19 protein-coding genes are annotated in these 18,643 nt (G+C 70.4%); 11 read left to right on the top strand and 8 right to left on the bottom strand.

Going from position 1 to position 18,643, the window contains the following annotated elements:
* Positions 1 to 27: 27 nt before the first annotated feature.
* Positions 28 to 624, bottom strand: a complete 597-nt coding sequence (locus ACIBI9_RS08615; RefSeq protein ID WP_397221319.1) for a DUF3000 domain-containing protein — start codon at positions 622 to 624, stop codon at positions 28 to 30.
* Positions 625 to 1,246: 622 nt separating this feature from the next.
* On the opposite strand from ACIBI9_RS08615, the gene hemE reads away from it, so the two are divergent.
* The 3 genes from hemE to katG all read left to right on the top strand — a co-directional run bounded on the left by hemE (position 1,247) and on the right by katG (position 5,057).
* Positions 1,247 to 2,251 carry a uroporphyrinogen decarboxylase gene (hemE, locus tag ACIBI9_RS08610; protein ID WP_397221827.1) on the top strand — a complete coding sequence of 335 codons (1,005 nt, stop codon included), beginning with the start codon at positions 1,247 to 1,249 and terminating at the stop codon, positions 2,249 to 2,251.
* 122 nt (positions 2,252 to 2,373) lie between these two features.
* Complete coding sequence (locus tag ACIBI9_RS08605; RefSeq protein WP_364747248.1) at positions 2,374 to 2,796, top strand: Fur family transcriptional regulator; 423 nt, start codon at positions 2,374 to 2,376, stop codon at positions 2,794 to 2,796.
* Positions 2,797 to 2,825: 29 nt separating this feature from the next.
* Positions 2,826 to 5,057 (top strand): catalase/peroxidase HPI, encoded by a 2,232-nt coding sequence (katG, locus tag ACIBI9_RS08600; RefSeq protein WP_397221318.1) that lies wholly within the window; start codon positions 2,826 to 2,828, stop codon positions 5,055 to 5,057.
* 63 nt (positions 5,058 to 5,120) lie between these two features.
* Here katG and ACIBI9_RS08595 read toward each other — a convergent pair whose 3' ends face one another.
* Positions 5,121 to 6,065 carry a DUF4349 domain-containing protein gene (locus tag ACIBI9_RS08595; RefSeq protein WP_397221317.1) on the bottom strand — a complete coding sequence of 315 codons (945 nt, stop codon included), beginning with the start codon at positions 6,063 to 6,065 and terminating at the stop codon, positions 5,121 to 5,123.
* A gap of 225 nt (positions 6,066 to 6,290) precedes the next feature.
* Between ACIBI9_RS08595 and hemG the strand changes: the two genes are divergently transcribed.
* Both hemG and hemQ read left to right on the top strand, forming a co-directional pair.
* Positions 6,291 to 7,694 (top strand): protoporphyrinogen oxidase, encoded by a 1,404-nt coding sequence (gene hemG / locus ACIBI9_RS08590; protein WP_397221316.1) that lies wholly within the window; start codon positions 6,291 to 6,293, stop codon positions 7,692 to 7,694.
* A gap of 5 nt (positions 7,695 to 7,699) precedes the next feature.
* Positions 7,700 to 8,401 carry a hydrogen peroxide-dependent heme synthase gene (gene hemQ, locus ACIBI9_RS08585; protein ID WP_397221315.1) on the top strand — a complete coding sequence of 234 codons (702 nt, stop codon included), beginning with the start codon at positions 7,700 to 7,702 and terminating at the stop codon, positions 8,399 to 8,401.
* 25 nt (positions 8,402 to 8,426) lie between these two features.
* Here hemQ and ACIBI9_RS08580 read toward each other — a convergent pair whose 3' ends face one another.
* Together ACIBI9_RS08580 and ACIBI9_RS08575 are read right to left on the bottom strand one after the other, a co-directional pair.
* Positions 8,427 to 8,753 (bottom strand): hypothetical protein, encoded by a 327-nt coding sequence (locus tag ACIBI9_RS08580; protein WP_397221314.1) that lies wholly within the window; start codon positions 8,751 to 8,753, stop codon positions 8,427 to 8,429.
* 89 nt (positions 8,754 to 8,842) lie between these two features.
* Entirely contained in the window at positions 8,843 to 9,598 is a 756-nt protein-coding gene (locus ACIBI9_RS08575; RefSeq protein WP_397221313.1) for an SDR family NAD(P)-dependent oxidoreductase, read from the bottom strand.
* Positions 9,599 to 9,942: 344 nt separating this feature from the next.
* On the opposite strand from ACIBI9_RS08575, the gene ACIBI9_RS08570 reads away from it, so the two are divergent.
* A complete protein-coding gene (locus ACIBI9_RS08570; protein ID WP_397221312.1) occupies positions 9,943 to 10,692 on the top strand; it encodes a hypothetical protein in 750 nt (249 codons plus the stop codon).
* 154 nt (positions 10,693 to 10,846) lie between these two features.
* Here the strand turns inward: ACIBI9_RS08570 and msrB are convergent, their stop codons facing one another.
* Positions 10,847 to 11,248 carry a peptide-methionine (R)-S-oxide reductase MsrB gene (gene msrB / locus ACIBI9_RS08565; protein WP_397221311.1) on the bottom strand — a complete coding sequence of 134 codons (402 nt, stop codon included), beginning with the start codon at positions 11,246 to 11,248 and terminating at the stop codon, positions 10,847 to 10,849.
* 106 nt (positions 11,249 to 11,354) lie between these two features.
* Between msrB and ACIBI9_RS08560 the strand changes: the two genes are divergently transcribed.
* Both ACIBI9_RS08560 and ligD read left to right on the top strand, forming a co-directional pair.
* The gene (locus ACIBI9_RS08560) at positions 11,355 to 11,495 is read left to right on the top strand and encodes a hypothetical protein (protein ID WP_387566941.1); all 141 of its coding nucleotides are present in this window, start codon (positions 11,355 to 11,357) and stop codon (positions 11,493 to 11,495) included.
* Positions 11,496 to 11,636: 141 nt separating this feature from the next.
* A complete protein-coding gene (ligD, locus tag ACIBI9_RS08555) occupies positions 11,637 to 12,638 on the top strand; it encodes a non-homologous end-joining DNA ligase (protein WP_397221310.1) in 1,002 nt (333 codons plus the stop codon).
* Here the strand turns inward: ligD and ACIBI9_RS08550 are convergent, their stop codons facing one another.
* Together ACIBI9_RS08550 and ACIBI9_RS08545 are read right to left on the bottom strand one after the other, a co-directional pair.
* Complete coding sequence (locus ACIBI9_RS08550) at positions 12,639 to 13,448, bottom strand: MBL fold metallo-hydrolase (protein WP_397221309.1); 810 nt, start codon at positions 13,446 to 13,448, stop codon at positions 12,639 to 12,641.
* A gap of 6 nt (positions 13,449 to 13,454) precedes the next feature.
* Positions 13,455 to 13,649 (bottom strand): hypothetical protein, encoded by a 195-nt coding sequence (locus ACIBI9_RS08545; RefSeq protein WP_394490215.1) that lies wholly within the window; start codon positions 13,647 to 13,649, stop codon positions 13,455 to 13,457.
* 168 nt (positions 13,650 to 13,817) lie between these two features.
* On the opposite strand from ACIBI9_RS08545, the gene ACIBI9_RS08540 reads away from it, so the two are divergent.
* Together ACIBI9_RS08540 and ACIBI9_RS08535 are read left to right on the top strand one after the other, a co-directional pair.
* Positions 13,818 to 14,255, top strand: a complete 438-nt coding sequence (locus ACIBI9_RS08540; RefSeq protein ID WP_397221308.1) for a hypothetical protein — start codon at positions 13,818 to 13,820, stop codon at positions 14,253 to 14,255.
* 650 nt (positions 14,256 to 14,905) lie between these two features.
* Entirely contained in the window at positions 14,906 to 15,556 is a 651-nt protein-coding gene (locus ACIBI9_RS08535; protein ID WP_397221307.1) for a class F sortase, read from the top strand.
* Here the strand turns inward: ACIBI9_RS08535 and ACIBI9_RS08530 are convergent, their stop codons facing one another.
* On the bottom strand, positions 15,557 to 17,956 hold the full coding sequence (locus ACIBI9_RS08530; RefSeq protein WP_397221306.1) for an acyl-CoA dehydrogenase: 2,400 nt from the start codon (positions 17,954 to 17,956) through the stop codon (positions 15,557 to 15,559).
* Positions 17,957 to 18,274: 318 nt separating this feature from the next.
* On the opposite strand from ACIBI9_RS08530, the gene ACIBI9_RS08525 reads away from it, so the two are divergent.
* Positions 18,275 to 18,643, top strand: coding sequence for an RNHCP domain-containing protein (locus ACIBI9_RS08525; RefSeq protein ID WP_397221304.1), 369 nt, complete (start codon positions 18,275 to 18,277; stop codon positions 18,641 to 18,643).

Here is an 18,643-nt window from a genome sequence, read left to right as displayed (position 1 = left end):
ACGCTGGTGCTGTCTTGACTGGTGCCCTCACTTCGTACGGTCACTCTCCGGATCATCACGGCGGCGGGGAAGGGCGGCCACATCGGGCGGGAGCGGCGGGATCCCCGCCGCCAGGCACATCAGGTCGCACCAGGCGGCGACGTGGCCGGAGAGATCCTCCTGCGCGGGAGACCAGGACGCCCGCAGCTCGAGCTCGGTCGTGACCGGGTCTTCGGCTTTGTTGCCGAACCCCTCTGACACGGCTCTTGTCACGGTACCGCCAGCGGCGGAGTAGTCGGCTTGGTGGGCCTCCAGAGCCTCGGTCAACCAGCTCCAGACGACCGGCCCGAGCAGCGGGTCGGAGGTGATCTCCGGCTCCATGTCGGCCCTGACGTAGGCCACCAGCCGGAACGGGCCCTCCCACCCGCGCTGGCCGTCAGGGTCGTAGAGCAGGATCAGCCTGCCCACCGCGAGTTCGTCGTCGTCGCGGTAGACCGACGCGCCGATGGCCGACGAGTAGGGGGCCAGCCGCTGCGGCGCGGGCAGCTCCTCCAGCTCGATCTCCGGCCTGACCTCGGTCAACCGCATGCTCTCCGCCGCGCGCGTGAACGCCGCGGGCGGAGGAGGCTGGTCACTGAGTGTCATAGCGGAAGCGTAGGTCGAAGTCGGACGGAAGGGGACCACAGGGGTGCTCATCCTTCGTGATCAAGCCGCTGCCGTAACCAGCTGGCGAACCTGTCGGACGGACTCGGCGGTGCCGATGATGATCGCGTGACCGCACTCGACGCAGGCCCACTCCGGGCAGTGGCCGGGCTCGTGCCCGTCGAGGCACGGCGGTTGCTCGAACAGCCGCTCACCGGCACAGGACAGGCAGCGCTCATTGCGGCGCTCTGGGGAAGTCCACAACGCGGTAGTCGCACGAGTCATCGAACCGGGGCCTTTCTTCGGGTCGTGGCTCCGACGTTGGCACGAGCCGCTGACATTTCCCCGCAACGCGCTCGGCGTGTCCCGAAAGTGGTCTCTGAATCGATGCCGCGCGGGGGGTTGGCGAACATTTGGCCCAGTCGAGACCGGCACTCTGGCCGGGCATGGGGTGTGTTCGACCCTCGTGCGGTGCCGATGCCGAGCAGACCGGTAAACCTTCATCTGGCTATCTGATCATGACTTGGGGTGTTCGATCGATGTTTTTCCGACACCTCGCATCAGTGTCGGGACCGCCGCCCGGACGTGGCACCCTTGTGGGGTGAACCTCGCCGACTCAGCGTTCCTGCGTGCCTGCCGCCGCCAGCCCGTCCCGCACACTCCGGTCTGGTACATGCGCCAGGCCGGGCGGTCGCTGCCGGAATACCTGAAGGTCCGCGAGGGCGTGCCGATGCTCACCGCCTGCGCGACGCCCGACATGATCGTCGAGATCACCATGCAGCCCGTGCGCCGCTACGGCGTGGACGCGGCCATCTTCTTCAGCGACATCGTCGTCCCGCTCAAGGCCATCGGCGTCGATCTCGACATCAAGCCGGGCGTCGGCCCCGTCGTGGCCGACCCGATCCGCGACGCCAAGGGCGTCGACGCCCTGCGCCCGCTGGAGCCGGACGACGTGCCGTACGTCACCGAGGCCATCCAGGCGCTGACCGGCGAGCTGGGCGGCACGCCGCTGATCGGCTTCGCCGGGGCGCCGTTCACGCTCGGCTCCTACCTCATCGAGGGCGGCCCGTCCAAGAACCACGACCACACCAAGGCCATGATGTACGGCGAGCCGCAGCTGTGGCACGCGCTCATGGAGCGGCTGTCCACGATCGTCCTGGAGCACCTGCGCATCCAGATCGCGGCCGGGGCCTCGGCGGTGCAGCTCTTCGACTCCTGGGTGGGGGCGGTGGCGCCGGCCGACTACCGGGAGTTCATCCTGCCGCACACCCGGCGGATCTTCGAGGGCGTGGCGGGCGTGCCGCGCATCCACTTCGGCGTCGGCACGGGCGAGCTGCTCGGCGTGCTCGGCGAGGCCGGGGCCGACGTGGTGGGCGTGGACTGGCGGGTGCCGCTCGACGAGGCGGCCCGCCGGGTCGGCCCCGGCAGGGCGCTCCAGGGCAACCTCGACCCGGCCGTGCTCCTGGCGCCGTGGGAGGTCGTCGAGCGCAAGGCGCGCGAGGTGCTGCGCCAGGGCCGGGCGGCCGAGGGGCACGTGTTCAACCTGGGGCACGGCGTGCTGCCCTCGACCGACCCCGACCAGCTCAAGCGCCTCACCGACCTGGTGCACGAGGCCGGCGTCACCGGCTGACGTCTGACCGCAGAGCCGAGGCCTGTCCCGCAGCGCGGGGCAGGCCTTTTCGCATGTCCATGGAATGTTTCCCGGCGCGTCACTAGACTTGGATCATTCATTATCTTGTATGATTCGTGTTTATGAAGACCACCGCCGAGGAGCTGCGCGGTGTAGGCCTGAGAGTGACGGCCGCCCGCGTCGCGCTGCTCGAGACCGTCCGGGAGGGCGATCACCTCGATGTCGAGGCGATCGCCTCCGGGGTGCGCGACCGTGTCGGCCACGTCTCCCTTCAAGCCGTGTACGAGGCCCTTCACGCGCTCACCGCAGCGGGGCTCGTACGTCGTATCGAACCGGCCGGCAGCCCGGCCCGGTTCGAGGGACGCATCGGCGACAACCACCACCACGTCGTGTGCCGCTCGTGCGGTGTCGTCGCCGACGTCGACTGCGCGGTGGGCGAGGTGCCCTGCCTGACCGCGTCCGACGCCCACGGCTTCACGATCGACGAGGCCGAGGTCATCTACTGGGGCCTGTGCCCCGACTGTTCCACCGCCAGCGGTTCCTGAGCACCGTGATCTAGTCCGGAAGGATTCCCATGTCTGAGAACCATGATGCAATCGTCACAGACGCGAAGGCGGAAGAAGGCGGCGGTTGCCCGGTCGCGCACCAGCGCGCTCCCCATCCGACTCAGGGTGGCGGAAACCGCCAGTGGTGGCCGGAGCGGCTCAACCTGAAGATCCTCGCCAAGAACCCCGCCGAGACCAACCCCCTCGGCCAGGAGTTCGACTACGCCGAGGCGTTCAAGAGCCTGGACCTTCCGGCCGTCAAGCGGGACATCGCGGAGGTGCTGACGACCTCGCAGGACTGGTGGCCGGCCGACTTCGGTCACTATGGCCCGTTCATCATCCGGATGGCCTGGCACAGCGCGGGCACGTACCGGATCAGCGACGGCCGCGGCGGCGCCGGGGCCGGGCAGCAGCGCTTCGCCCCGCTCAACAGCTGGCCCGACAACGGAAACCTCGACAAGGCCCGCCGCCTGCTCTGGCCGGTCAAGAAGAAGTACGGCCAGAAGCTCTCGTGGGCCGACCTCATGATCCTCGCCGGCAACGTCGCCCTGGAGTCGATGGGCTTCGAGACCTTCGGCTTCGCCGGCGGCCGCGCGGACGTCTGGGAGCCTGACGAGGACGTCTACTGGGGCCCCGAGACCACCTGGCTCGGCGACGAGCGCTACACCGGCGACCGCGAGCTGGAGAGCCCGCTGGGCGCGGTCCAGATGGGTCTCATCTACGTCAACCCCGAGGGCCCGAACGGCAACCCCGACCCGCTGGCCGCGGCCCGCGACATCCGTGAGACGTTCCGCCGGATGGCGATGAACGACGAGGAGACGGTCGCCCTGATCGCCGGCGGTCACACCTTCGGCAAGACCCACGGCGCCGGCCCGGCCGACAACGTCGGCGCCGACCCCGAGGCCGCCCCGATCGAGGCGCAGGGCTTCGGCTGGAAGAACAGCTTCGGCACCGGCAAGGGTGGCGACACGATCACCAGCGGTCTCGAGGGCATCTGGACCAACACCCCGATCACCTGGGACAACAGCTTCTTCGAGATCCTGTTCGGCTACGAGTGGGAGCTGTTCCAGAGCCCCGCCGGCGCCAACCAGTGGCGGCCGAAGGACGGCGCGGGCGCGGGCACCGTCCCCGACGCCCACGACTCGTCGAAGAGCCACGCTCCGACGATGCTGACCACCGACCTCTCGCTCCGGTTCGACCCGGTCTACGAGCAGATCTCGCGGCGCTTCCTCGAGAACCCCGCCGAGTTCGCGGACGCCTTCGCCCGCGCGTGGTTCAAGCTGACCCACCGCGACATGGGCCCGATCGTGCGCTACCTCGGCCCGGAGGTCCCGTCCGAGACGCTGCTGTGGCAGGACCCGCTGCCCGCGGTGACGCACGAGCTCATCGACGCCGAGGACATCGCCACCCTCAAGGGCCAGGTCCTGGCCTCGGGCCTGTCGGTGTCGCAGCTCGTCTCCACCGCGTGGGCGTCGGCCTCGTCCTTCCGCGGCAGCGACAAGCGTGGCGGCGCCAACGGCGCTCGCATCCGCCTGCAGCCGCAGAGCGGGTGGGAGGTCAACGACCCCGACCAACTGGCGACGGTGCTGGGCACCCTTGAGGGGATCCAGAAGGCGTTCAACGGCGCCCAGGCCGGCGGCAAGCAGGTCTCGCTGGCCGACGTGATCGTGCTCGCCGGCGCCGCGGGCGTCGAGAAGGCCGCCAAGGACGCCGGGTTCGACGTCCAGGTGCCCTTCACGCCGGGCCGCGTGGACGCCGCGCAGGAGCAGACCGACGTCGAGTCGTTCGCCGCGCTCGAGCCGGCCGCCGACGGGTTCCGCAACTACCTCGGCAAGGCCAACCGGCTGCCGGCCGAGTACCTGCTCATCGACCGGGCCAACCTGCTGACCCTGAGCGCTCCCGAGATGACGGTCCTCGTCGGTGGCCTGCGCGTCCTGGGCGCCAACTACCAGCAGTCGCAGCTCGGCGTCCTCACCGCCACCCCCGGGGCGCTGACCAACGACTTCTTCGTCAACCTGCTCGACCTGGGCACGACGTGGACGGCGACGTCCGAGGACGCGAACACGTTCGAGGGCAAGGACGACGTCACCGGCGAGGTCAAGTGGACCGGCAGCCGGGCCGACCTCGTCTTCGGGTCCAACTCCGAGCTGCGCGCGGTCGCGGAGGTCTACGCGAGCGACGACGCGAAGGAGAAGTTCGTGAAGGACTTCGTCGCGGCGTGGGACAAGGTCATGAACCTTGACCGGTTCGACCTGGTCTGATGATCGGTGTCCGGGTCGGCCCATGTCGGGTCGGCCCGGACGGCGTACCCGGCCTCGGGGCGGTCAGGCCGCCTCGGGGCCGGGGCCCGGCGGGGGCGTGGGGACGCGGGGGCGCCTGACGCGATTGCGCCGCGCCAGGTAGATCACCAGCGCGATCAGGGGCAGCGACACGATGAGCCACGGCAGCAGCGCGCCCAGCACCGTCAGCGCGGTCTTCGTGAACGACACCAGCGCCGCCCACCCTGCCTTGAGCCCGCCCAGGAAGCCCGCGGGCTCCTCCTCGGGGTCCTTGACCTCGGTGACCGGCCCGACCAGCCGGAGCGTCAGCGTGGCCATGGCGACCTGCGTGGCCAGCTCCTTCTGCTGTGCCTGCAGCGACTCCAGGTCCGACTCGCGGGAAGAGATCTCCCGCTCCACCTGCAGCACCTGCCCGATCGTGTCGGCCTTCTTCAGCAGCGTGCGCAGGGAATCCAGCGACTGCTGCGCCGACTTGAGCCGGCTGTTGACGTCGGCCATCTGCATGGTGACGTCCTGGGTGCCCTGGTTCATGGACAGCTGCTTGCCTAGGTCCTTGCCGAGCCGGGCGAGCACCTCGGCGTACTTGTCCGGCGGGACCTTGAACTCCAGCATGGCCGTGTCCTCGGTGTCGCTGGCCGAGCTGGTCTCCTCCTTGGACAGGTAGCCGCCCGCCGACGTCACGATCTGCTTGGCCTGCTGCACGGCGGCGGTGACCTGCTTGGCCCGCACGGTCATGCTGCCGGTGTAGATGACCTGGCGGTCCTGCTGGGTGACCTTGACGTTCGAGACGAGCCCGTCGCTGTCCTGGCGCTGGGGTCTCGGCTGCTTGCTCACGTCCTGCTCCTGGGCCGGTGCGGAGGCCACGGCCGGTGCGGCCGCCCCGCTGCCCGCGTCGCTGGTGAGGACATTCGAGCCGCTGCCGCCGCAGCCGGTTAGAAGCAGGGCCGAGCAGGCGGTCGCGAGTGCGATTCCGTACCGGATTCTCCTCATGCCCATAAGACGGGCGCGAGATAGCCCCGGTTTGACGGGGTGAATCACGTTAAGGTCACCGTGTTTATGGTCTCCACTTCGTGGAGACGGCTCGGTCGCCCTGGTGCCGTTGCCTTCCCTCGTCGCTCTGGTCGCTGCGCTCCCGACGCTCCTCAGTCCAGGCAACGGCGCTCCCTCGCACCCGAGGGGGGTGGGCAGGGCGTTGAGGCGGTAGCGTCAGGAGGCGTGGAAGGGAATCGGGCCCACGTGGTCGTCATCGGCGGAGGGATCTCCGGTCTCGCCGCCGCGTGGTATCTCCGCCAGAGCGGAGGCAAGCAGGTCAAGGTGACCGTGCTGGAGGGCGCCTCGCGCATCGGCGGCAAGCTGTACGCCTCGGAGGTCGCCGGGGTGAGCATGGACGCGGGCGCGGAGGCCATGCTGGCCAGGCGGCCCGAGGGCAAGGAGCTGGCCGGGGCGGTGGGGCTCGGCGACGACCTGGTCTTCCCCGGCACGGCCGGCTCGGCCATCTACAGCAGGGGCACGCTGCGGCCGATGCCGAAGGGCCAGGTCATGGGCGTGCCCGCCGACCTGACCGAGCTGGCCAAGTCCGGCATCGTCTCGCCCGGCGGCCTGCTGCGCGTGCCGCTCGACCAGATCCTGCCGGCGACGCTGGTCCGCACCGACGTGTCCGTGGCCGCGTACATCCGGGCCAGGATGGGCGCCGAGGTCGTGGAACGGCTGGTCGAGCCGCTGCTCGGCGGCGTCTACGCGGGCCGTTCCGACATGTTGTCGCTGGAGGCCACGATGCCGCGCGTGGCGGCGGTGGCCCGGTCCGAGCGCTCGCTGCTGACCGGGGCCAGGCAGCTCGTCGAGGAGGCGCCGCAGGACACGGGGCCGGTCTTCACGACGCTCAGGAACGGCGTCGGCAGCCTGGCGGAGGCGGTCGCCAAGGCGTCAGGGGCGGACATCAGGACCGGCGTCACCGTACGCGAGCTGCGCAGGACCGGCGACGGCTGGCAGCTCGTCACCGGCCCGGTCCCGAGGCCCGAGGTCATCGAGGCGGACGCGGTGATCGTGGCCACGCCGGGGCCCGCGGCCTCCCGGCTGCTCAAGGCCGAGGTGCCCAAGGCGGCGAGCGAGCTGGCCAGGATCGAGTACGCCAGCATGGCCATCGTCACGCTCGCGTACCCGATCGACGCCTTCCCCGAGCCGCCCACCTCCAGCGGCTACCTCGTGCCGCCCGTGGAGGGGCGGCCGGTCAAGGCGGTGACGTTCAGCTCGGTCAAGTGGCCGCACCTGGCGAAGGACATGGTGATCCTGCGCTGCTCGATCGGCAGGGTCGGCGAGGAGCACCTGCTCCAGCGCGACGACACCGAGCTGGTGTCGCTGGCCGCCGCCGAGATGGCCGACGTGATGGGCACGAGCGGGCTGCCGCTGGACACCAGGGTCACGCGCTGGGGCGGCGCGCTGCCGCAGTACAACGTGGGTCACCTCGACCGGGTGGCCAGGGTGCGCGCGGCGGTGGCCGTGCAGCCCGGGCTGGCCGTCTGCGGCGCCGCGTACGACGGGATCGGCATCCCCGCCTGCATCGGCACGGCGCGTACGGCCGCGGCCCGGATTCTGGACCACCTGTCCTTGAGAGGACAATAGACGCCATGACAGAGGCAGCCCCGCGGCCCAAGGCCCGCGATCTCAACCAGGTGATCCGTTACACGATGTGGTCGGTCTTCCAGGTGACCGAGCCGTGTCCCGCCGACCGTGACGGCCTGACGGCTGAGGTCGAGGAGCTGCTTGACCAGGCCGCCGGCAAGGGCGTCGTGACCAGGGGGGTCTACGACGTGGCCGGGCTGCGGGCCGACGCCGACTTCATGTTCTGGTGGCACGCGCCCAACCCCGAGGACCTGCAGGACGTCTACTCCAGGTTCCGGCGCACCGAGCTGGGCCGCCACAGCAGGCCCGTCTGGTCGGCCATGGCGCTGCACCGGCCGGCCGAGTTCAACAAGTCGCACATCCCGGCCTTCCTCGCGGAGGAGGAGCCGCGGGCCTACGTGAGCGTCTATCCGTTCGTGCGGTCGTACGAGTGGTATCTGCTAGAAGACTCCGAGCGCCGGGCCATGCTCGCCGAGCACGGCAGGATGGCGCGCGACTATCCCGACGTGCGGGCCAACACGGTGGCGTGCTTCTCGCTCAACGACTACGAGTGGATGCTGGCGTTCGAGGCCGACGAGCTGCACAGGATCGTCGACCTGATGCGTACGCTGCGGGGCGCCCAGGCCCGCCGCCACACGCGCGTGGAGATCCCGTTCTACACGGGCGCCCGCAAGCCGGTGCGGGAGCTGGTGGCGGCCCTCCCGTAACGGGTCAGCGCCAGGAGCCGAGGGCTCAGGGTGCCGCCGTGCGGTAGAACTCGGCTGCGGTGACGGTGGCAGGGACGCCGAGTTCGGCGCCGACCGCGATGATCGCGGTGGCGCCGTCGGTGGTGAAATGTGGTGCGATGAACGTCTCGTGGTGGGCTCGGGCTTCGTCCGCGGTGTGCCGGCCGAGGAACGTCAGCCGGACCGTGGTGTCGGGTTCGTCGTGGATCGCCTCCGGTGCCATGGTGCTGCCGACCAGGGCGGCCAGCCGGGACAGCAGTGCCCGGCCGAGCCCGATGGTGGCGACGTGGCGCAGCCGCTCCTCGTCCCAGGAGCAGCCGTCGCGCAGCGCCATGCGCCGAGCGTGCCGCGGGCCATGGTGCCGGGTGACGGCGTGCCGTCGGCCGGGACGTTACGGCCCCGTGTCCGCAGGACGGCCGGGCATCAGTACATGGCCATCCCGCCGTTGACCGCGGCCGTGGTGCCGGTCATGAAGACGTTGTCCTCGGCGGCGTAGAAGGCGACCGCTTGGGCGACGTCGTCCGGGTGCGCCAGGCGGCCCAGCGGGGTGGCGGCCACCTGCCGCTGCTTGAGCTCCTCGTCGAGCACGTTCGACATACGGGTGTCCGAAACCGGGCCGGGCTCGACGACGTTGACCGTGATGCCCCGCGGGCCCAGTTCCTGGGCGAGGTACCGGGCGAACTGCGCCAGTGCCGCCTTGGCGGTGCCCAGCGCGATCATGCCCTCCCGGGGCCGGCGGCTGAGGCCGGTACCGAGATAGATGATGCGTCCCCAGCCCTGTTCGGTCATGGCGGGCAGGACGGCTTTGGTGACCGTGAACGCCGCACGCATCTCGTCATCGAGCTTGCCGCCCAGTTCCTCCCACGTCATGTCGTGGAACGGCTTGACCACATAGGGGGTGAGCGCGTTGTGCACGAGCACGTCGATGCCGCCCCATGCCGCCTGAACCTGATGGACCATGCGTTCGACCGCCGTCGCCGCGCGTACGTCGGCCTGCGCGGTCATGGCCCGGCCGCCTGCGGCCTCGATGCCGGCCACGACCTCCTCGGCCGCCCTGGCGCTGCGGAGGTAGTTGACCACCACGCGCATCCCTCGCGCGGCCAGAACGCGTGCGGTGGCCGCACCGATTCCGCTGCTGGCCCCCGTCACCAACGCCACCCTGCCGGTTGCCTCAATCACGGGACCACCTCCTGCTCATCCGGGCCGCTTCTCGAGGGTGGAACGATCCATCGCCCCTGCTCTCTCGCTGCCCCGGAGGCTGTCCGGATAACGACTCTCTTGCTGCGGTCGATCACCAAAGAGTGAGGCCGAAGTTGGCGATCCAGGCGAATTGATCTATCCGCTTTGTCACAATCAGGGAAATCCTCTGTTCGTACGGGCGGCTTGCGGTGGCACGTTCCAAGACGCGTTCCAGGGGCGTTCCGTGGCGGCGTTCCGTGGCGGCGTTCCACGGAGGCGGGGAGGGCGGGGTGATGGGTGGATCGGGAAAACGGGGGAGCCGGCGGCGCGCGGCCGGCCGTCATGTGGCGACGCGCTCGCGGCACGCGCGGCGGCGCGGCCTGGGCCGGCGGTGGGCTGCCGGCGCGGTCGGGGCCGTGGCGCTGGCCGGCGGCGTGGCCGCGGTGCTCGGCGCGAACGGGAACTTCGGCGGGGCGCTGACCGCAGCCTCGTCCCAGCAGGCGCGACTGACGCCGCAGGCTCGGGCCCAGCCGGAGAACGGCTCAGCGGCGCTGCCCGGCAAGAGCACCATCAGCGCGGGGGCGAGCGCGGAGGCCAAGGCACGTGAGCTGCCGAAGTCCGAGCCGCCGTCCCAGGCCGCTCCGAGCCCGGCTGCTCCGGCTTCTCCCGGTACGGTCGAGCCAGGGCTGGTACCGGGCACCACCGACGCGGAGGACCTGCTGGCGGAGGGGCCCGACCCCGGCGAGGCGGAGGGGTACAGGGCGAACGGCCCGTCGCGGCACACCGATCAGCAGGCGTCCGAGTATTTCCGTACGCACTGGGGTCCGGACGACAAGGCGCTGAAACGCCTCAAGGACATCCGCACGGTCGGCGGATATTTGCGCATTTACACGGATTTACCGGAAACGGCGGGAAACTCGTCCCAAGCGATCACGCTGTGCGAGCGCGGTCTCGCCTACCTGCGCGCGCGGGGAGTGGCCAATCCGGTCGTGTTCGTACAGGCAGAGTTCGGCGAGAACGGGAATCCCGTGCTCGCCAACATCCTCGGCCCTTCCGACAGCAGCTGTCGCGTCACTCACCCCGAACCTGACTAGCGGACCCGGACGCGGGTCTTGGCGCACACGTCACACCGTTGCGTCACGACCCGCCCGATGGTCTCAATCGTCACCCAGCGATGGCGCAGATGGACAAAGCGCACGCAAAACTCCTACCCGAGGCAGGTGATCGGTACGCGCTGTCGCTGGCCGATCACCCCTTGGGTTCAAGCCTAAGGGAGATCGAGTTGATGCAGTAACGGTCGTCGGTCGGAGTGGGATATCCCTCGCCGTGGAACACGTGCCCCAGATGCGAGTCGCACCGCGCGCACCGCACCTCCGTACGCACCATTCCGTGGCTGCGGTCCTCGATCAGCCGGACCGCGTCGGAGTCGCCCGGCGCGAAGAAGCTCGGCCACCCGCAGTGCGACTCGAACTTCGTGTCCGACCGGAACAGCTCCGCCCCGCATGCGCGGCACGAGTAGACGCCCTCCGCCTTGGTGTCGACGTATTCGCCCGTGAACGGGCGCTCGGTCCCGGCCTCCCTGAGGACGTGGAACTCCTCAGGCGAGAGCTGGACCCGCCACTCGGCCTCGCTCTTGACCACCTTCTCCATGCGTCCAGCGTACGAGATCGGAAGCGATGAGAGATCAGGCAAAAAGAGATCTTCGCAGGCTGAAGCATCTGTTCTGGGGTGAATTCGCGTCTTTGTAGGCAAGGGGGTGTCATCGCCTCCTGTCAGGGGTGAGATCATCCGCAGATCCCGCCAGGCGGCACAGCCCACGCCCGTGCTGGAGCCGCTGGGGATCGTCACGGCCGGCCGGGTGGCGCGCCAGCGCCCGGAACGGCGGCGGGTGATCTAGCGGCCCGTCCCGTCGAGCCCTCGGTCCCGCCACCGAGGCGGCTCCGGGACGGGCCCACCTCGTCCACGACGCGCGACGGCTCGAAGCGATCGAGCCCGCCTCTGCGGAGCGGAGGCCATAAGCAGGAGATAGGTTCGGTGCATGGCATCGCCGTACATTGAGCTTCAGGTGGGGGAGCGGACCGTCAAGGTCACCAACCCCGACAAGGTCTACTTCCCTGAGATCGGCGCCACCAAGCGGGAGCTGGTCGAGTACTACGTGAGCATCGGCGAGGGCGCCCTGCGCGCGCTCAAGGACCGGCCCACCAACCTCAAGCGCCACCCCGACGGCGTCCAGACCGAGGCGATCTATCAGAAGCGGATGCCGCCCAAGCACCCCGACTGGCTCCAGTCGGTGACGGTGCGGTTCCCGAGCGGTCGTACGGCGCAGTCGTTGCGGGTCACCGAGGTGGCGGCCATCGCCTACTCCGCGAACCTCGGCACCATCGACTTCCACCCCTGGCAGGTGCGGGCCTCCGACGTCGAGCACCCCGACGAGCTGCGCGTCGACCTGGACCCGCAGCCGGGCCTCGACTTCGACGCCGCCCGCAAGGCCGCGCTGCTCACCAGGGAGGTGCTGGGGGAGCTGGGGATGACCGGGTTCGTGAAGACGTCGGGCAACCGGGGCGTGCACATCGCCGTGCGCATCGAGCCGCGCTGGGACTTCATCCAGGTACGCCACGCCGGCATCGCCCTGGCCAGGGCCGTCGAGGACCGGGACCCGGGGCTGGTGACCACGGCGTGGTGGAAGGAGGAGCGCGGGGAGCGGGTGTTCATCGACTTCAACCAGAACGCCCGAGACCGTACCGTCGCCAGCGCCTACTCCGTCAGGGCCCAGCCGCACGCCCCCGTCTCGGCCCCGCTGACCTGGGACGAGCTGGTCGACGCCGACCCGCGTGACTTCGACATCCGTACGGTGCCGGCCCGGTTCGCCGAGGTGGGCGACGTGCACGCGGCCATCGACGACGTGGCGTACTCGATCGAGCCGCTGCTGGAGCTCTACGCCAAGGACGACCGGGGCGACATGCCGTACCCGCCCAACTACCCGAAGATGCCGGGCGAGCCCATGCGCGTCCAGCCGAGCCGGGCCCGGAACGCCGACTAGCTAGCGGACGAGGTGGTGCGGGGCGAGTTCGCGGATCTCGCCCCGCCGCATATAGACGACCCGGTCGGCCAGGCCGTTCTGCTCGATGTGGTGGCGGAAGTCGTCCAGCGGCGAGCTGAAGGCGGCGTAGTCGTCGTAGTGCACCGGCACGACCGCGTGCGGGTTCATGAGGTCGCACCACGACGCGCCCTGCTCGCCGTCCATCGTGACGAGCAGGAGGCCGAGCAGCCGGGTACCGCCCAGGTGCACGATGGCCAGGTCGATGTCGGGGAAGCGGCGCGGGATCGCGTCCAGGTGGCGGTCGAGCAGCGTGTCGCCGCTGACGTGCACGGTCAGCTCCACCCGTTCGTCCAGGTTGCGGAACTCCAGCATCGTCCCGATCACGGGCGGCAGCAGCGCCTCGGCCGGGCCCGGCGCGTGCTTGGCGGGCAGCGCGGTGATCTTTACGGTGCCGTGCGCGCCGCGTAGCTCGTGCGTGTGCCATTCCTCCAGCCCCACGCTGCGGTGGAAGCCCTGGAGGCGGAGTTTGCGGGCCGCCGAGGTCGTCGTGACGATCACCGTGTCCTTGTCCAGCTTCCTGCGGGCGACCCGGTCCCAGTGGTCACCGTGCAGGTGCGACAGCACCACCCCGTCGAGCGGCGGCAGCTCCTCGATCTCCACGGCCGGGTCGGTGAGGCGGCGTGAGGACAGGCCGTAGCCCAGGTACGCCCGCTGGCCCCGGTGCAGGAAGTTGGGATCGGTCAGCAGCGTGAGGCCGTTGTAGCGGATCAGCGTGGTCGCGTTGCCGATGAACTGCAGGCTGCCTTTCACTTCGGCTCACCCCGGGTACGGCGAGCGCTGGTCGGGAGGCACGCCGCCGCCCTTGCCGCCCCCTTTGTTGCCCTTGTCCGTCGCGTGCGGGTGGTCGGCGCGCCTGGCGCCGCGCTGCTTTTCGGGAACGAGGTGGGCGGACTTGAACTCGGTGGGCGATTTGCCTGATCTGCGAATCTCGGGCTGCTGTGGATTGCTCATGGCATTTGTCCCCCTTTATGAGGTTATTTCCTGCCACATTGGGACGTGCTTAAACCCTCCGTGTCTGGCTGATTTCACTTCGGTCACATTACTTGACTCGTTATCTAATAATTCGCAAGGCTCTCTTGTGTATCGGGGGGCGACAACCGATTCCTGGAGCCTTGTCTCATGGCAAAAGCGCGACATCTAGCGGCGCTGGTGGCCGTCTTCGTGGTGGGAGGAGTGACCCTGGCGGGCCCGTCCTACGCCTCCGCCCGGACCGGTCCCGATCTTCCGGTCGACCTGCCGGTCGATCTGCCCACCTGCCTCCTTCCGCTGCCGCTTCTCTGCGACGAGCAGCCCGAACCCGAGCCCGAGCAGCCGACCCCGCCGCCCTCCGCCGAGCCCGGCCCCGGCGACTCCTGGCCGGGGCCGGAGGAGTCCGCGCGGCCGTGGCGTCCTGCGGGCGAGGAAGAGCACCGGGTGCCAAGGGGGCACCCGGAGACCGGCGGCGGCGGGCTCGCCCCGGACGACCCGATGTGGCCGTTCGCGCTGGGCGGGGTGGCACTGCTGACGGGCGCCGGCCTGGCCGGAGTCGCGGTACGGCGCCGCAAGGGTGTCGCCTAGCTTGGCCGCAGCGAAAACCCCGGACCAGGACCCAGCCGAGCGCCGGATCCGGCCGAGCGCCGAGATCCCACCGCGTGTTGGGATCCAGCCGGGCGTCGGGATCCGGCCGAGCGTTGGGGTCCAGCCGTGCGCCGGGGCCCAGTTGAGCGTTGGGGTCCAGCCGTGCGCCGGAACCCAGCTGAGCGTTGGGATCCAACCAGGCGTCGTGATCCAGCCGAACCGCGAGACCCAGCCGAGTTCCCGGACCCGGCCGCGCGCCGGGGCTTGGCTGAGGGCCAGGCGTCGCGCAGGGGCCGGGAGCAGGTCGCGGGCCGGGTGGTCGAAGTCCTGTGGGCGTGCACGGGCTGGGAGTGGGTCGAGGGCTGGGAGCGGGTGGTGGGCCCGGCGGCTGCTGAGGGTCGGGAGTCGCCCATGGGCCGCAGGCGCCCGCGGGGCAAGGTCCGGACCCGGGGCAGGGCTCGGTCGCGGGGCGAGGTCCGGTCGCGGGTCCGGTCGCGGGGCGAGGTTTGCTTGCGGGGCAGGGTCCCGTCGCGGGGCAGGGTCCGGTCGCGGGTGGGTCGGTGTCTGTTATGAGCCGTGAGTCGCGCATGGGCCCGGAGTCTGCCGAGGGGCGGGAGTTGGGCGGTGGTGGCCGAAGGTCCGGGCAGCGGATGATGCTGGTCGTGGCCGGTACGGTGTCGTTGGCCGGGGCGTTGCTGATCGGGCTCGGGTTGAGCGGCATCGTCGGTGACGAGCCCGCGCCGGAGCCCGTCGCCGCCACGCGACGCGAACCCATGGAGGGCGCGGCCCCGGTCACCGGCCTGCCGCTAGGCAAGGTAGCCGCGCCCATGCGGGCCGCCAAGCCGACCGCCGTCTACATCCCGTCCATCGGCGTGGCCGCCCGGCTCATGGAGCTGGGCCTGGACGCTGAGGGCGCCATCGAGAACCCGCCGTTCGACCCCCCGGACCTGGTCGGCTGGTACCGCTACGGCCCCGTGCCCGGCCAGCGCGGCGCTGCCGTGATCACCGGCCACCTGGACACCAGGTCCGGCCCCGCCGTCTTCGCCAACCTCAAGAACGTCAAGCGCGGCGACCAGGTGCAGGTGCTGCGTGCCGACCGCTCGGTGGCCGTGTTCGTCGTCGACAAGGTCGAGCACACGCCGAAGCGCAGCTTCCCCGTCAAGAAGGTGTACGGCAAGCTCACCTATCCCGGGTTGCGGCTGGTGACCTGCGGCGGGACGTTCGACCGGCAGGCGCACAGCTACCGGGACAACACGATCGTGTACGCGCACCTGGCGGCGCCGTACTACCCCAAGAGCTGATCACGGGTCGCGCGGCAGGCCGAGGGCGCGTTCGGCGATGATGTTGAGCTGCACCTCCGTGGTGCCGCCGCCGATCGTGAACGCCCGCGTCGCGAGGATCATGCGGCTCCAGTGGCGGCTCGCCGGGGTCAGCGACCAGCAGAACTCCGAGATCGCCTGAGCGTGCCGCATGCCGAGCAGCTTCCGCACGCTGGAGGCGATCGCGGCATCGGCCCCGGGCCTATCTGCGGCACCCGAGCCGGACTGTCCGGAGCCGCCCGAGCCGGGCCGTCCAAAGCCGCCCGAGCCGTCGCCGGATAGCCCGGCGTCGGATAGCCCGGAGTCGGACAGCTTGGGGTCGGACAGCTTGGAGAGTGTCGCGCGCAGGCCGAGCGCCGAGATGGCCTGGCCCTCGGCCCACAGTCGACCGGCCTGCTCGCGTTGCGACTGCCGCAGTGGGGGCAGCTTCGCGATCAGTTCGGCCATGTCGGTGTGCTGCGAGCCGGGTCCCCAGGAGTCGCCTAGTGCGACGCGTTCGTAGGAGAGCGTGTCGCGGGCCACCCGCCAGCCCTCGTCCACCGCGCCGACGACCAGATCGTCCGGTACGAAGACGTCGTCGAGGAAGACCTCGTTGAACACCTCGTCCCCGTTGATCTCCTTGAGCGGCCTGACGGTGACCCCCTGGGACGCCATGTCCACCAGGAAGTACGTGATGCCGTTATGTTTCGCTTTTTCGGGAGAAGTCCGGGCGAGGCAGATGCCCCAGTGGGCGTACTGCGCGAGGGACGTCCAGATCTTCTGACCCGTCAGCGACCAGCCACCCTCGACCCTCGTGGCTTTCGTCGCCAGCCCGGCCAGGTCGGACCCGGCGTCGGGCTCGCTGAACAGCTGGCACCACACGATCTCCCCGGTGAACGTCTTCGGCAGGAACCGCTCCTGCTGCTCCCGTGTGCCGTACCGGACGATGGAGGGGACGGCCCAGGCCGCGATGCCCAGGTTCGGTCGTTTGAGGTCGCGGAACTCCTGGTGGATGATCACCTGCTCCAGTGGCGAGGCGTCCCTGCCCCAGGGCCTGGGCAGGTACGGCATGATCCACCCCTCCCTCGCGAACCTGCCCAGCCGGGCCAGTGGCTCCTCGGCCCGTAGCGACTCGGCCTCCGCCCTGATGGCGTCCCTGACGGCGGACGCCTCCTCGGGCAGGTCCGGCTCCATCGCCCGCCGCACCCCGGCCACCGCCAGCCCGCACACCTCCTCGGCCCACGGTCCCGGGTCGCCGGCCAGCATGCGGTCGGACAGGGCCCGGCGGTAGTAGCGGTGCGCGTCGTGCTCGAAGGTGTAGCCGATGCCGCCGAGCACCTGGATCGCGTCCGCCGCGCATCGTACGGCCGCCTCGGTCCCCAGCACCCCGGCCACCGCCACCGCCAGCCGGACTTCGCCTCCGAGCCCACCTCCGGCGACGTCCTGCGCCGCCGTCGGCCGGGCTTCGTCTCCGGGCCGATCTTCGGTGAGGTCTTGCGCTGCCGTCGGCCGGGCTTCGCCATCGAGCTCATCCCTGGCGAGGTCCTTCGTCGCCGGTCGGACCTCACCTCCTGGTGTGGCGTCCAGGGCTCTGGCGGCGTCCCATACGGCGGCGCGCGCCTGTTCGAGGGTCACGAGCGCGGCGGCCACCCGGTGCTTGACCCCTTGGAACTGCCCGATCGGCCGCCCGAACTGCTCGCGTACCTTGGCGTACTCGGCCGCCGTCCGCACTGCCCACGCCGCCACGCCGCATGCGTCGGCCCCGAGCAGTACGGCGGCGAGCTCTCGTACCGGCACCTCGCCGAGGACCCGGTCGGCGGGTACGGTGCGGGCGGTGATGGAGCAGAGCGGGCGGTCGAGGTCGACGCCGTCGGCGGGCTCGGCGACGACGTCGGCACGGTCGAGCACCGCCCAACCCCGGCCGTCCACCGGTACGAGGAAGAGGTCGGCCTCCGGCGACCCCAGCGCCAGGATCCGTCCCGGCTCGCCACCCTCGGCGGGGAACGCGACGGCGGCGGTCATGGACCCGTCGGCGAGCCCCGCGATCAGTGGCGCGGTGGGCGCATAAGGACGGTCCGTTCTCGGCCCGGCGACCGTGGCGTCTCGGGCTGGGGAGTCCGTTTCCGGGTGGGTGACCTCGGCTGGGTGGGCCGTTGGGGGCCAGGTGAGTGCGGCTGAGGTCAGGACGGTCGGGAGGTACGCCCCCGCGACCCGCCGCTCGCCCAGCGCCTCCAGCGCGACGCACAACTCCAGCAGCCCGTACCCCTGCCCCCCGCACTCCTCCGGCAGATGCAACCCCAGAATCCCCTGCCCCGCCAGAGCCGCGTGCTCGGTCGTGCGCGTGGCGAGCCCCCGCACGGAGGCGGTCAGCGCCTGGTGTTCCTCGGTGGTCCCAATGCCCATACGTCCGAACCTAGAAGAACATTCGGTCGATGGCCAGGAAAACCATTGGCGGCAGGCGGACTCGCCCGGCTAGCCTCCGTGATGTCCTGACGATGGAGCTCATGATCTGGGGAGGGGTGGATTAATGCCTGGCACCGCGCCTTGCGCGCCTCGTCGTGCCGTGGGCGGATCCTGCCTCTGAAACATCACCTCTGACAGGCCCGGACCGCCTGCTGTACCAGCATGCCCGCGTACGCCGCGAGGCTCGCTCGGCGCTCTCTTGCTGCCTTTTCGACTGCTGGCTTTTCGACAAAGTCATTCCGGCAAGGAGTACCCAGGTTGTCCACCAATGGCAAACCACGTTCCATCGTGAACACCGAAACCTTCCAGTGCGTGCGCTGCGGCCTGACCGTGACCGCGACCGCGCCGGACGGCACCCGCCGCAACCACTGTCCGAGCTGCCTGCACTCGCAGCACGTGCTCGACCGCGCGGAAGGCGGCCCCTCGGAGTGCAGGGCGCGGATGATCCCGATCTCGATCGCGGTCCTGCGCACCGGCGACTGGATGCTCATCCATCGCTGCACCCGGTGCGGTGAGCTGACGTCCAACCCCATCTGCGGGGACGACAACCAGCTCATCCTCATGCGCATGGCCGTACGGCCGCTGGCGCAGCCGCCGTTCCCGCTCGAGGCGTTCGGCGGTCTGTGA

Source organism: Nonomuraea sp. NPDC050451 (assembly GCF_044458585.1).
This window is presented reverse-complemented; position numbering and strand designations above follow the sequence as displayed.